The 13,132-nt window shown below is 67.3% G+C and carries 10 protein-coding genes and 1 tRNA gene; 7 read left to right on the forward strand and 4 right to left on the reverse strand.

Annotated elements, in window-relative coordinates; all coding sequences use genetic code 11:
- Positions 1–12 precede the first annotated feature (12 nt).
- Positions 13–1,485 (forward strand): DUF389 domain-containing protein, encoded by a 1,473-nt coding sequence (locus ASE70_RS01505; RefSeq protein WP_235519512.1) that lies wholly within the window; start codon positions 13–15, stop codon positions 1,483–1,485.
- Between the two features lie 129 nt (positions 1,486–1,614).
- On the opposite strand, the gene ASE70_RS01510 is transcribed toward ASE70_RS01505, so the two are convergent.
- Positions 1,615–1,992 (reverse strand): response regulator, encoded by a 378-nt coding sequence (locus ASE70_RS01510; protein WP_082450498.1) that lies wholly within the window; start codon positions 1,990–1,992, stop codon positions 1,615–1,617.
- 2 nt (positions 1,993–1,994) lie between these two features.
- On the reverse strand, positions 1,995–3,914 hold the full coding sequence (locus tag ASE70_RS01515) for a PAS domain-containing sensor histidine kinase (protein WP_056500609.1): 1,920 nt from the start codon (positions 3,912–3,914) through the stop codon (positions 1,995–1,997).
- Positions 3,915–4,126: 212 nt separating this feature from the next.
- Between ASE70_RS01515 and ASE70_RS19020 the strand changes: the two genes are divergently transcribed.
- Positions 4,127–7,135: a GAF domain-containing protein gene (locus tag ASE70_RS19020; protein WP_082450500.1), complete on the forward strand. Its 3,009-nt coding sequence runs from the start codon at positions 4,127–4,129 to the stop codon at positions 7,133–7,135.
- Positions 7,136–7,297: 162 nt separating this feature from the next.
- On the opposite strand, the gene ASE70_RS01525 is transcribed toward ASE70_RS19020, so the two are convergent.
- Both ASE70_RS01525 and recJ read right to left on the reverse strand, forming a co-directional pair.
- Positions 7,298–7,372 (reverse strand) — tRNA-Glu (locus tag ASE70_RS01525).
- 66 nt (positions 7,373–7,438) lie between these two features.
- A complete protein-coding gene (gene recJ, locus ASE70_RS01530) occupies positions 7,439–9,202 on the reverse strand; it encodes a single-stranded-DNA-specific exonuclease RecJ (RefSeq protein WP_056500859.1) in 1,764 nt (587 codons plus the stop codon).
- A 97-nt stretch (positions 9,203–9,299) separates the two neighbouring features.
- Between recJ and ASE70_RS01535 the strand changes: the two genes are divergently transcribed.
- The 5 genes from ASE70_RS01535 to ASE70_RS01555 all read left to right on the forward strand — a co-directional run bounded on the left by ASE70_RS01535 (position 9,300) and on the right by ASE70_RS01555 (position 13,059).
- Positions 9,300–10,508: a trans-sulfuration enzyme family protein gene (locus ASE70_RS01535; protein WP_056500612.1), complete on the forward strand. Its 1,209-nt coding sequence runs from the start codon at positions 9,300–9,302 to the stop codon at positions 10,506–10,508.
- The gene (apaG, locus tag ASE70_RS01540; protein ID WP_056500615.1) at positions 10,505–10,903 is read left to right on the forward strand and encodes a Co2+/Mg2+ efflux protein ApaG; all 399 of its coding nucleotides are present in this window, start codon (positions 10,505–10,507) and stop codon (positions 10,901–10,903) included. The genes ASE70_RS01535 and apaG overlap by 4 nt, the downstream gene beginning before the upstream one ends.
- Positions 10,900–11,691, forward strand: a complete 792-nt coding sequence (locus ASE70_RS01545; protein WP_056500619.1) for a LysR family transcriptional regulator — start codon at positions 10,900–10,902, stop codon at positions 11,689–11,691. Before apaG ends, ASE70_RS01545 begins: the two co-directional genes overlap by 4 nt.
- Positions 11,692–11,776: 85 nt before the next feature.
- Positions 11,777–12,769 carry a cysteine synthase A gene (locus ASE70_RS01550; protein WP_056500622.1) on the forward strand — a complete coding sequence of 331 codons (993 nt, stop codon included), beginning with the start codon at positions 11,777–11,779 and terminating at the stop codon, positions 12,767–12,769.
- 11 nt (positions 12,770–12,780) lie between these two features.
- Positions 12,781–13,059: a hypothetical protein gene (locus ASE70_RS01555; protein ID WP_056500627.1), complete on the forward strand. Its 279-nt coding sequence runs from the start codon at positions 12,781–12,783 to the stop codon at positions 13,057–13,059.
- The last annotated feature ends 73 nt before the right edge of the window (positions 13,060–13,132 follow it).

A 13,132-nucleotide genomic window follows, 5' to 3' on the forward strand; every position in this document is an offset into this window, starting at 1 on the left:
AGAACGGACGGGATGACGGCAACGGCGATGGACGGTCGGGGCAGGGCACGCCGCTGGTGGTCGATGTGGGTGGTCGGCGGCGTGGATCACGACGCGGTGCTGCGCCAGATCGCCGAGGATTCCGGCTGGACGGGGCGATACGCGTTCCTGATCGTGATATCGGCGGCGATCTCGCTGCTGGGCCTGTTGATGCCGTCGGTCGCGGTGTTGATCGGCGCGATGCTGTTGTCACCGCTCATGATGCCGATCATCGGCCTGGGGTTCGGGATCGCCACGCTCGACACCCGCGAAATCCGGCGGGCGGCGATCGCGCTGGCCGCGGGTGCGGCGATCGCGGTGGCGCTGTCGGTGGTGCTGGTCAGCCTGTCCCCGATCCAGACGATCACCAGCGAGATCGCCGGGCGGACCCGTCCGACCCTGTTCGACCTGCTCGTCGCACTGTTGTCGGCCGTCGCGGGCGCCTATGCACTCATCCGTGGCCGGGGCGGCACGGTGGTCGGTGTCGCGATCGCCATTGCGCTGATGCCGCCGCTGGCGGTCGTCGGTTTCGGCATCGCGACATGGAACTGGACGGTGTTCTCCGGGGCGCTGTTGCTGTTCCTGACCAACGCCATCACCATCGCCCTGACCGCTGCGCTGGTCGCGCGCGTCTATGGGTTCGGCAGCCATTTGTCGCCGCAGCATACCGGTTGGCAGTTGCTGTTGTTCGTCGTCGCGCTGGGCGTCCTGTCGGTTCCGCTGGGTACCGGCCTGCGCCAGATCGCGTTCGAAGCCGTCGCACAGCGGCAGGTCCGCGATACGATCCGTGACCGGTTTCCCGACGCGTCACGACTGGGACAGCTCGACATCGACTATGCCGCGACCCCGATCCGGGTCCGCGCGGTCGTGCTGACCCCGAAGGTCGACCCGCAGGCCGATCGCGTCCTCGCCGCCGATCTGCAACAACGTCTGGGGCGACGGATCGACCTGCACGTCGACCAGTTGCGGGTCGACCCCGACGCGGGCGGCGTCGAGGCAGCGCAGATCGCCCGTGCCGGAACGTCGACGCCCGATCCCGACCGCGACCGGCAGCGTGCGCTCGCCGACCTTGCGCTGATCGCGGGCAGTGACGCCGCGTCGGCGCTGGTCAATCCGGCGAGCCGCGCGATCGAGGCCGTTGCCGCAACGCTGCCGGGCCTCGGCATGGCCGGGTACCGGGCGCTGGAGGCCCGCGCCGGGCGGACGCTCGCGGCATGGCAGGTACGGCTCGCCCCGCCGCCGGATACCCCGTTACCGACCGTGGCGATCGATGCGGGCGTGATCGACAGCGTCGCGCTCGATGTGGCGGCATGGGGCTCGGCCCGGTTGGCGCGGGAGATATCGGTCGAGGGCGGTAGCGCCAGCCAGCGTCGCGCGGTTGCACGGGGGATCGTCGACCGTGGGGGTATTGCGGTGGCCGGCAGTCCCGGCGGTGCGCTTCGCCTTGGCTGGGCGGCGACGACCTGACTGGTCGTCGGCTGCTGCCGATCGAGCAACGGAAAGGGCAACGTTCCCGAACGGCGTCCGTAACGATGTAACCGGAGGATGGCGTCGTCCCGGTGCCACAGCCGGGGCGGGGATCACGTTCCGGAAAAGCTAACCGCGATCCCCTTCTATCTGCTCCAGCAGCCGGTTCGGATCGAACGGTTTCCGCAGGAACGTAGCCTGAAGTGGCAGCTGGTCTTCGGGGATGCGGACGTGCCCGGAGACGACGAACAGCATCGTTGGGGGGAAGCGATTGCGGACATGATGTGCAAGCTTCAGCCCGTCCATCGATCCGGGCATCTGCACGTCGGTCAGCACCACGCCGATTTCCTGATGGCGGTCGAGGATGTCGATCGCGGCATCCGCGTGCTCAGCGTCGAAGACCCGCCAGCCCGCATCTTCAAAGAAGTCCACGAGGTCGAAGCGGATCAATGCCTCGTCCTCGACGATGAGTATGGTTTTCGTGCCGATCGGCAGATGCTGGCCCACGCTTAGTTCCCGGTCACGAGCGCGGCATCACCAAGCCGGGCATGTAATTGAAATACCAATCCTTCCGGGCGGTATTCGGTTGCGGCCTGCCCCCGAAAATAGGAGCGGAGCGATCGTTCGATCAGCGTGCTGCCGAACCCCTTGCGCTGCGGCAACGAAACTTCGGGGCCACCGCGTTCCTCCCAGCGCATCGAAAAGTTCGCGTCCTCGTCGCTGCCATCGATATCCCACGACAGCGACACCGAACCGTCATCATTGGAGAGCGAGCCGTATTTCACGGCGTTGGTGGCCAGTTCGTGCAGGGCGAGGACGAACGCGACCGACACTTCCGGTTTCAGCGTCACGCGCGGACCATCGACCCGGATCCGGTCGCCCAATGCGGCGTGCGGGGCCAGGGTCCGCTCGATCAACTGCTTCAGATCGGCCGAGCGCCACGATTTGCTGACCAGCACGTCGGTCGCCGCACCGAGTGCCGCGAGGCGGGATGTGAGATCCCGGCTCGCGGTTTCGGTATCGCGGGCATTGCGCAGCGTCTGGCTGGCGATCGACTGCACGATCGCGAGGACATTCTTGAGGCGATGCGCCAGTTCGCCGTTCATCATCGCCAGATCGTCCTCGGCGCGCTTGCGGTCGCGGAAGTCGCGGGTGACCGTACCATAGCCGACCATCGCACCATTCGCGTCGGTGATCGCGAACACCGAATAAAGCGCCGGAATGGCCTCCCCGGTCCGGAAGTCGCGCAATGCGATCTCGCCGCTCCAGTGCCCGTCCCGCGCGACCGCCGGTAAGGCCACGTCGATCACTCTCGCGGCTTCATCGGGCGCGAAGAAGTCGGCGATCGTGAAATCGGTGGCGTCCGCATCGCCGACGCCGACCATCCGCCGCGCCGCATCGTTCAGGTAGAAGACTCTGCCATCGGCCCATGCCATGCCGACGAAGTCGTTGCTGTTTTCCACCAGCCGGACGAAGCGGTCGCGCTCCTCCTCGCTCGCGCGAAGATCGCTGATGTCGCGCGATACCGACAGGATGCGCTCGGGCTGTCCGTCCGCCCCTGGGATCGGGCTGACGGCGACATGCCACCATTTGGGCGTGCCGGCCATCGTGTCGGCCTGCCCCATGAAACTGCGCGCTTCCCCCCGACGGGCCGCCTCCAGCGCGGCGACCGCCGCATCGTTGCCGGCACCGCGCCAGAAGTCGGGCCAAGGACAGCCGACGATCGCGTTGAAGTCCGACACCTCCATCACCCGCTGGCCGCCTTCGGTCATGAAGGTCAGGCGGCCATCGAGATCGAGGATCTTGATGCAGTCGGTCGAGCTGGCGAACACGCTGCGAATGAACGCCTCGCTCGTGGTCAGGTCTTTCAACGCAGCGTCCCGCTCGCGCTGCGCGATGACTCGCGAGGTGCTGTCCGAGGTCACGTTGAGCAGCCCGACGACCTCGCCGTCTTCGCCGTGAATCGGCGAATAGGCGAAATCCCACCATGTCTGTTCGGCGAAACCGTTGCGCGTCATCGTCAGCGGCTGATCGCGAAAGACGCAGGATTCGCCGGCAAAGGTGGCATCCACCAAAGGCTTCAGTTCATTCCAGATTTCCGGCCACACGTCGGCAGTGGGCCGGCCGAGCGCGTCGGGATGTCGCGCACCCAGCAGCGGGGCATAGGCATCGTTGTACAGGAGCACCCGCTCCGGTCCCCCCAGGATGCACATCGCATGGCCGGACGAGGCCATCATGCCGACCGCGGTTCGCAGACTGTGCGGCCATGTCGCGTAAGCACCGAGCGAGCTATTTTCCCAGGGATGCGTCCGTATCCGCTCCCCCATCATCCCGCCGCCGGCGAAACATCCCGAACCAGACTTCATGTCGCCGTTTCCGTCCTGCTCGATGGTGAACGCGATGCCGCACCGGTCTGGCGCGGTTGGCATTCCACCTCGTACCCGAATAGCGAACCAGAAATATTTGTCGTCAGGTTTGTCGTCGTCGCCCTGATCTGAAGAGGCGACGGCTACCGGATGATGGCATCGACGTCCTGCTTGGCCGGAAGCGATGCAGAACGGCCGGCATCATGGCGATCGTACCGCGTCTATTCGCGAAATATCAGATAGGGTTGCGCCGGCACAGCGGCTAAGGAAGGCGTGTGTACGATAACCCTGCTTCGAACGGCCCGGACCCTGCATCGCTGCTGATCGCCGCCAGTGCGGCCTTGGCTGGCGCGCATTCGGTCGATGAAGTCGTGGATGTGCTGCGCCGAACCGCGCGGGCAGTAGTCGATGCGGACGGGATCGCCGTCATCATTCGCGACCGCGACCAGTGCCATTACATTGCCGAGGACGCGATCGGGCCGCTGTGGCGCGGTCGCCGGTTCCAGTCGGCGGATTGCATTTCCGGCACGGCGATGCGGTCGAGCGAGACGATCGCCATCGCCGATATCCGAGCCGACGCGCGGGTGCCGCAGGACCTCTACAGCAGCACGTTCGTGCGCAGCCTCGCCATCGCTCCGATCGGCCAGCCCGAGCCGATCGCGGCGCTCGGCGCGTACTGGTCGGAAGTGAATGCTGCGGATGCCGGGACGATCGGGCGGCTCGAGGGCCTTGCGAAGCTGGCGACGGTCGCGATCCAGAATGTCCGCCTGATCGAGGCGCGGGACCGTGCCGCCGCGCTGGCAGCCGCACAGAGCGACATCCTCGAACGGATCGTCCGCAACGAACCGCTTGGCGACACGCTGGATGCGATCATCGCGCAGGTCGAGCGGCTATCGACTTCGGGCGTGCTGGGGTCGGTGCTGCTGCTCAGCGAGGATGGCGAAACCCTGCGTCATGGTGCCGGGCCAAGCCTCCCGGCCGCCTATAACGAAGCGGTCGACGGCATCGCGGTCGGCCCGGCGGTCGGGTCGTGCGGCAGCGCCATCGATCGTGGCGAACCCGTCTTCGTCACTGATATCGCCACCGACCCGCTCTGGGTGGATTTTCGCGATCTCGCGCTGGCCCATGACCTGCGCGCGTGCTGGTCGACGCCGATCCGATCGGCGGCGGGGGCGATCCTCGGCACCTTCGCCATGTATCACCGCGAGCCACGCGACCCGGCACCGGCGGACCTCGAAATCGTCGACTTCGTCGTCCATACCGCGGGTCTCGTCATCGAACGCGCGCTGGCCCAGGCGGCCGCCCGGTCGGTCGAGGCGTCGTCGCGCACGCGCGAGCGCGAACTTCATTTCGCGCTCAAGGCGGGGCGGTTCGGGGCCTGGCATCTCGACCTCGTCAGCGGCGAACTGACGGCATCGGAGACGTGCCGCACGAATTTCGGCCGCGATCCGGGTGCCGAATTCCCCTATTCCGAATTGGTCACAGCGGTGCATCCCGACGACAGCGAAGCGATGCAGGCCGCCGTGGCCGCGTCGATCGCGACGGGCGGCGATTACGACATCGAATACCGGATCATCACGCCGTCTGGGGAACTGCGCTGGGTGCAGATACGCGCGCAGCCGGCCTATGCCGAAAACGGCGATCCCATCGCGATGACCGGGGTGTCGCTCGACATCACCCAACGTCGCGCGGCGGACGACCGCTTACGCGAATGGAACGATACGCTCGAAAGCCAGGTCGCCGAGCGGACGGCGGAGTTGCGGTTCCACCGTGACATCATCGAAGCGACCGTCTCGCCCATCTGCGCCTTCGATCACGATTACCGGCTGATCGCCTTCAACAAGGCGCATAGCGACGAATTCTTCCGTATCTTCGCTCATCGCGTTCAGATCGGCGAGGTGTTCCCCGACCTCTTCCCGCCCGATCAGGCCATGGTCATGCGCGGCTTCATGGCCCGTGCGCTGGCCGGCGAGAGCTATATGACGGTCGAGGAGTTCGGTGATCCCGACCTCGCCAAGCCGCATTGGGAAGTCATCTACACGCCGCTTCTCGATGAAGCCGGCGGGGTGATGGGCGCCTTCCACGTCGCGAATGACGTTTCGCACCGGCTGCGATCGGAATCCGAGTTGCGGGCGACGCAGGACGCGCTTCGGCAGGCGCAGAAGATGGAGGCGATGGGCCAGCTGACCGGCGGCGTCGCGCACGACTTCAACAATCTGCTGACGCCGATCGTCGGCAGCCTCGACATGCTTCAGCGCAAAGGGATCGGCAACGAGCGCGAGCAGCGCCTGATCGCAGGCGCGATGCAGTCGGCCGAACGGGCGCGGACGCTGGTGCAGCGATTGCTTGCGTTCGCACGACGCCAGCCGCTGCAGGCAGTGCCGGTTGATGTTGCCACACTGGTTGCGGGCATGGGCGATCTCGTCTCCAGTACCACCGGTCCGCAAATCAGGGTCTTCGTGGCGACCGAACCCGATCTACCGCCTGCGCTGGCCGATCCCAATCAGCTGGAAATGGCGTTGCTCAATCTCAGCGTGAATGCCCGCGACGCAATGCCCGAAGGCGGCACGTTGCGGATCACGGCGAGCGCAAGGCGCGTGGATCGGCCAAACGAGGCAGCGGTGGCACCCGGCAACTATGTCTGCCTGTCCGTTGCCGATACCGGTATCGGCATGGACGAAGCGACGCTGGCCCGTGCCGTCGAGCCTTTCTTCTCCACCAAGGGGGTCGGTCAGGGAACCGGCCTTGGCCTTTCGATGGTCCACGGTCTCGCCTCACAGCTCGGTGGTGCGCTCGTCATCCGCAGCCGGCTCGGCATGGGCACGAACATGGAGCTTTGGCTGCCGCAGAGCGCCGAGGCGGCCACGCAGGTCGATGCCGCCGACCATCATGGTCCGACGTCGTTCAGCGGTCGCGTGCTGCTGGTCGATGACGAGGAACTGGTCCGATTGAGTACCGCCGATATGCTGGCGGACCTCGGGTACGACGTGGTCGAGGCCGCCTCCGGAGAACAGGCCCTCCGCGTTCTGAACGAAACGCCGATCGATCTTCTCGTCACGGACCATCTGATGCCCGGCATGACCGGCGTCGATCTGGCGCAAGAAGTCCGCCGTCGATCGCCGCAAATGCCGGTTCTGCTCGTCTCGGGCTTTGCCGAGGTCTGCGGGCTGGACGCAGCCCTGCCTCGTTTGGTCAAACCGTTCCGCAAGGACGAACTCGCCGCCATCATCGAACGGGTGTCGTGCCCCGACCGTTCGCTCGACGCATCGTCGAAGAATGGCTGAAACTCTGTCGGGATGGCCCGGCGGAAATGGAAAATGCCGGTGCAAGATTTTGTTTGATCGCAGGTCCGTGCGGATCGCGTTGCGCGCACCCTTTACACCCCTGGATGGGTGGGGCTTCGATGGAAACCGCCAACCGCGCAACTCCGCCATTCTGGCAGGCGCTGGTGACCCCTACGGGAATCGAACCCGTGTTTCAGCCGTGAAAGGGCCGCGTCCTAACCGCTAGACGAAGGGGCCGTGAAGGCGTGGACGGGCTGTTAGGGGAGGGTTTGCGATCGGTCAACACACTTTCGTATTTTTCCGTCAATCCGCCCATGCCATGTCGTCGATGTGCAGTTCGGCGGCGGGGCGGCTGCCCCAGTCGTCGAGCTTGGCGCGGCCGGCCAGCCATAGCTTGCGGTGCGGCGGTGCCCCGAGCAGCGCCGCGCCGAGATCGGTTTCGGCCTGACGGAACGCCACCCCCTTGAACCGGCGGCCGTCGTCGCCGGTCAGGATCGCGCGGACATGGCCGTTGCCGACGATGTCCGCCTTCACGATCCGTACCGGCCCGGCGGCGACGCGCGGCGACGGCCAGCCCATGCCGTACGGGCCGCCGGCCTCCAGCGCCTCGATCAGCGACGGACTGACCCCGCCGGGGGCCAGCACCGCGTCGACCAGCAGCGCACGGTCCTCGCGGGCGCGCTCGACCGGCTCGGCCATGCGGTCGTGCAGGAAATCGGCCAGCGCGGGGATCTTCGCCTCCGCCACCGTCACCCCCGCCGCTGCCGCATGGCCGCCGCCCGCGCCGACCAGCCCCAGTTCCTTCGCGGCAAGGATCGTCGCGCCCATGTCGACGCCGGGGATCGAGCGGCCCGATCCCTTGCCGACGCCTTGTTCGTCGATCGCGATGACCAGTACCGGCCGTCCGAGCTTTTCCTTCAACCGTCCGGCGACAATGCCGATGACGCCCGGATGCCAGCCGCGGCCTGACACGACCACGCAGCCGCGCGAGTCCTGCGCCCGCGCCGCGAGGTCCGCCTCCGTCTGGACATCGCCCTCGATCAGCCGGCGTTCCTCGTTCAGCCGGTCGAGTTCGACGGCCAGCGCCCGCGCTTCCTCCGGATCCTGCGTGGTGAGCAGGCGGACGCCGAGATCCGATTTGCCGACCCGCCCGCCGGCATTGATCCGCGGCCCCAGCGCAAAGCCGAGATCGGTACAGGTCGGCGCGCGAGTCAGGCGAGATGCCTCGATCAGCGCGGCGAGGCCGATATTGCGCCGCCCGGCCATGACCTTCAGCCCCTGCGCGACGAAGGCCCGGTTGAGGCCCCGCAACTGCGCGACATCGGCGACGGTGCCGAGCGCGACGAGGTCGAGCAGGTCGAGCAGGCGCGGCTCGGCCCGGCCGGCAAAAAAGCCCCGCGCCCGCAACGTCCGCAGCAACGCCGCGCCCAGCAGGAACGCAACGCCCACCGCCGCCAGGTGGCCGTGCGCCGCGCCTTCGCCTTCGTCGAGGCGGTTGGGGTTCACCACCGCCAGCGCGGGCGGCAATTGCGTCGTGCACTGATGGTGATCGACCACCAGCACATCGACCCCGGCATCGCGCGCGGCGGCGAGCGCATCGAACGCCTGCGCCCCGCAATCGACGGTGACGATCAGCGTGGCACCTTCGCCCGCCAGTCGCAGCATCGCCGGGGCATTGGGGCCATAGCCTTCGAGCTGCCGGTCGGGGATATAGGAGCGGGCGGCGAGGCCCAGATCACGCAACAGCCGGACCAGCAACGCCGCCGACGTCGCCCCGTCGACGTCGTAATCGCCGAAGATCGCGACCGGCTCGCCCGCGATCACCGCATCGGCGAGGCGGTCGGCGGCGCGGTCCATGTCGCGGAAGATCGACGGGTCGGGCATGAACTGGCGAATGCTCGGCGTCTTGTGCGCGTCCAGCCCGTCGCGCGGACAACCGCGTGCCAGCAGGATACGGGTGACGAGGTCGTCGGCGACGAAACCTTCGTCGCAGACATCGCCCTCCAGCCCCCGCCAGCGCCAGGGTTGACCGAGGATCGAGCGATGGATGTTGAGAACGGAACGCATCGACGCCTGATACGGTCGCGAGCCCACTGGGTCCAGCATCGCCCGCGACCCGCATCTTCACTGGAAATTTGGGCGACGAGCGCGCAAAGACCGACGCATGAAGCGCAAGACCGGACAAGACCGCAGCATCACCGCCAACTGGCGCCCCGCAACGCAGGCCGTGCGCGGCGGCACCGCGCGCAGCGAATATGGCGAAACGTCGGAGGCGCTGTTCCTGACCTCCGGCTATGCCTATGATTGCGCGGGCGATGCCGCCGCGCGCTTTGCCGGTGAGCAGGTCGGCATGACCTATTCGCGGTTGCAGAATCCGACCGTCGAGATGCTCGAAGAGCGCATCGCCCTGCTGGAGGGTGCCGAGGCGTGCCGGACGATGGCGACCGGTATGGCGGCGATGACCGCGTCGTTGCTGTGCCAGTTGTCGGCGGGCGATCATCTGGTCGGCGGGCGCGCGGCGTTCGGATCGTGTCGCTGGCTGACCGATACGCTGCTGCCGAAGTTCGGGATCGAGACCGATGTCGTCGACGCACGCGACACGCAGGCGTTCATCGACGCCAGCCGCCCCAATACCAGGGTCTGGTTCTTCGAAACGCCGGCCAACCCAACGATGGATGTCGCCGACCTGACCGCGATCTGCGCCGCGGCGCGCGAGCGCGGCATCGTCACCGTCGTCGACAACGCCTTTGCGAGTCCCGCGCTGCAACGGCCGATGGAGTTCGGTGCCGACGTCGTCGCCTATAGCGCAACCAAGCTGATGGAAGGGCAGGGGCGCGTGCTCGCCGGGGCGGTGTGCGGGACGAAGGCGTTCATCGACGACGTGCTGCTGCCGTTCACGCGCAATACCGGGCCGACGCTCAGCGCGTTCAACGCGTGGGTGGTGCTGAAGGGGCTGGAAACGCTCGACCTGCGCGTAATGCGCCAGTCGGAGAACGCGCTGAAGGTAGCCAGCTTCCTCGAAGCGCGCGTGCCCAAGATCAACGCGCCGGGCCTGCCCAGCCATCCGCAGCACGAACTGTGCATGCGCCAGATGAAGATGGCCGGGCCGATCTTCTCGTTCGAACTCGATGGCGGTCGCGCGCAGGCGCACGGGCTGCTCGATGCGCTGCACCTGATCGACATCTCGAACAATATCGGTGATTCGCGATCCTTGATGACGCATCCGTCGTCGACCACCCATTCGGGCGTGGCGGAGGAAAAGCGGATCGAGATGGGCATTTCCGAAGGGATGATCCGCATCAATGTCGGCCTCGAAGACCCCGAGGATGTGATCGCCGATCTGGATCAGGCATTGCGGGCGGTCGCCCTATGAAGGCGCTGTTCCCGCACGAGGCGACGACCGCCGGCATCGCGGTGCGGGTATCGGCGACCTATCTGCCCGAACAGTCGCAGCCCGCGCTGGGCCGTTGGTTCTGGGCCTATCACATCCGCATCGAAAACGGGTCGGATCGCACCGTCCAGTTGCTGACCCGCCACTGGATCATCACCGACGGCCGCGGCGAACGGCATAGCGTGGAGGGTGAAGGCGTGATCGGCGAGCTCCCCGTGATCGAACCGGGCAACAGCTTCGACTATGTGTCGGGCTGTCCGCTCTCGACGTCGAGCGGCATGATGCAGGGCAGCTATCAGATGCTCGCCGATGACGGGGATACGTTCGACGTGACCATCCCGCGCTTTGCCCTGCTGGCACCGGCGGTCGGAGCATGAAGCGGACGCACCTCCCGCTGAACGGTCTGCGCGTGCTGGATGCCGCCGCACGGCACCTGTCGTTCACCCGCGCCGCCGACGAATTGGCGGTGACGCCGGCGGCGGTCGGGCAGCAGGTCCGCGCGCTGGAGGATACGCTGGGCGTCGTCCTGTTCCGGCGCACGACCCGTGGTCTGGAGCTGACGCCCGAGGGGGAGGCCGGACTGGTCGCACTGCGCGGCGGCTTCCTGCAATTCGAGGAAGCGGTCCGCGCGATGCAGGCGGGCCAGTCGTCCAAGTCGCTGACCATCGCCGCCCCGCGGGACCTGACCCAGAAGTGGCTGCTCCCGCGCCTGTCGCGGATCGCGACGACCGATCCCGAACTGCGCTTCGCCCTGGTCGCGTCCGACGATGCGATCGACTTTACCGAAGCCAATCTCGACCTCGCCATCCGCTGGGGCGACGGGCCGGGCGCGCATGAGGGCGAGGCGCTCGAATCGGACGGCATGGTCACGATCGAACGCGCCGGCGGCGGTGCGGACACGCGGATCGGCTGGGCCGGGTGCGAACCGGAGGATGCGTCGGCGCTGGTCCGGGTCGCGGACGCCGGCCTCGCGATCGACGCGGCGGTGGCGGGACTGGGCCGGGCGACGGTGCCCGAACTGCTCGCGCGCGGCGATATCGCCGCCGGACGGGCGGCGGTGGTCGGCGAACCGAAGGGCGGCCGGCAGGGATATTGGCTGGTCGCGCCGCTCCCGCAATGGCGACAGGCGAAGGTGAAGGCGTTGGTCGACGCATTGGCGGGGTAGGCGCAAAGCCCCCGTTGCCCGCGACCAATCCATTCTACCGCGCCGCCGGCTTGCCCCGGTGCGCGGTCCGGGCCATCTGCACTCCATGCACACCGCCCATGACACCCTCGCTCTGATCGGCAACACGCCCCTCGTCCGCCTGAAAGGGCCGAGCGAGGCCGCCGGGGCGGAGATTTTCGCCAAGTGCGAATTTGCCAATCCCGGTGCCAGCGTGAAGGATCGCGCCGCGCTGTCGATCGTCGAGGATGCCGAGGCGCGTGGAGCCATCCAGCCCGGCGGGACGATCGTCGAGGGCACGGCGGGCAATACCGGTATCGGGCTGGCGCTGGTCGCCAATGCCAAGGGCTATCGCACGATCATCGTGATGCCCGAGACGCAGAGCCGCGAAAAGATGGACACGCTGCGCGCGCTGGGGGCCGAGCTGGTGCTGGTCCCGGCCGCGCCCTATTCGAACCCCGGCCATTTCGTGCACACCAGCAGGCGGATCGCCGAGGAAACGCCGAATGCGATCTGGGCCAACCAGTTCGACAATATCGCCAATCGCCGCGCGCACATCACCGGCACCGCGGCCGAGATCTGGGAGCAGATGGACGGGCGGATCGACGGGTTCACCTGCGCGGCCGGGACCGGCGGGACGCTGGCCGGGGTTGGGCTGGGCCTGAAGGAAAAGGACGAATCGGTCACCATCGCGCTGACCGATCCGCACGGCGCGGCGCTGTACGATTACTATGCCCATGGCGAATTGCGGTCGGAAGGATCGTCGGTCGCCGAAGGGATCGGGCAGGGGCGGATCACCGCCAATCTCGACGGTGCGCCGATCGACACCCAGTTCCGCGTGTCGGACGCCGAGGGCATGGTCTGGGTCCGCCGCCTGCTGGCCGAGGAAGGACTGTGTCTGGGCCTGTCGTCCGGCATCAACGTCGCGGGCGCGGTGCTGCTCGCCCGGCAATTGGGGCCGGGCAGCCGCGTCGTGACGATCCTGTGCGACACCGGCTTCCGGTACCTGTCGACGCTCTACAATCCCGAATGGTTAATGGCGAAGGGGTTGGTGGTCGACAGCGCGGAGACTTCGGCCTAACACGCTTCCGAATGTTGCCACGGTCCGATCAATCGCAACTGCTGCAACGCCTGCGCGTCGGCGCGACCGGTCTCGTGCTGGTCGTGTTTCTGATTGTGCTCGCCAGTGCATTGTTCCGCTCCGCGATCGACGAACCGCCGATCGGCGAGGATGTCGCGACTTTGGAGGGTTCGGCGAATGCCGCGCTCGCCAATCTGACCGCGAGCAATCCCGACGAACCGCTTGCCGAACTGGGCATATCGCCGGGCACCGCGCCGGGCGATAACGCGGCAACCCCCGAAACGCGCTGAACCCTCCGCTCACGTCGGCACCGTCTGCCGCGTGATCCCCTCTGCGATTGACGGTCGTTCGCCGCTGCCGATG

Source organism: Sphingomonas sp. Leaf22, assembly GCF_001421715.1.
Taxonomy (GTDB): Bacteria; Pseudomonadota; Alphaproteobacteria; order Sphingomonadales; family Sphingomonadaceae; genus Sphingomonas.

What these genes read in the sequence shown, in the direction of transcription:
- ASE70_RS01555 (WP_056500627.1), top strand. Translation starts at nt 12,781, where the DNA reads ATGTTGCCACGGTCCGATCAATCGCAACTGCTGCAACGCCTGCGCGTC.
- recJ (WP_056500859.1), bottom strand. Translation starts at nt 9,202, where the DNA reads ATGCGTTCCGTTCTCAACATCCATCGCTCGATCCTCGGTCAACCCTGG.
- apaG (WP_056500615.1), top strand. Translation starts at nt 10,505, where the DNA reads ATGAAGGCGCTGTTCCCGCACGAGGCGACGACCGCCGGCATCGCGGTG.
- ASE70_RS01515 (WP_056500609.1), bottom strand. Translation starts at nt 3,914, where the DNA reads ATGCCAACCGCGCCAGACCGGTGCGGCATCGCGTTCACCATCGAGCAG.
- ASE70_RS01505 (WP_235519512.1), top strand. Translation starts at nt 13, where the DNA reads ATGACGGCAACGGCGATGGACGGTCGGGGCAGGGCACGCCGCTGGTGG.
- ASE70_RS01545 (WP_056500619.1), top strand. Translation starts at nt 10,900, where the DNA reads ATGAAGCGGACGCACCTCCCGCTGAACGGTCTGCGCGTGCTGGATGCC.
- ASE70_RS01535 (WP_056500612.1), top strand. Translation starts at nt 9,300, where the DNA reads ATGAAGCGCAAGACCGGACAAGACCGCAGCATCACCGCCAACTGGCGC.
- ASE70_RS01550 (WP_056500622.1), top strand. Translation starts at nt 11,777, where the DNA reads ATGCACACCGCCCATGACACCCTCGCTCTGATCGGCAACACGCCCCTC.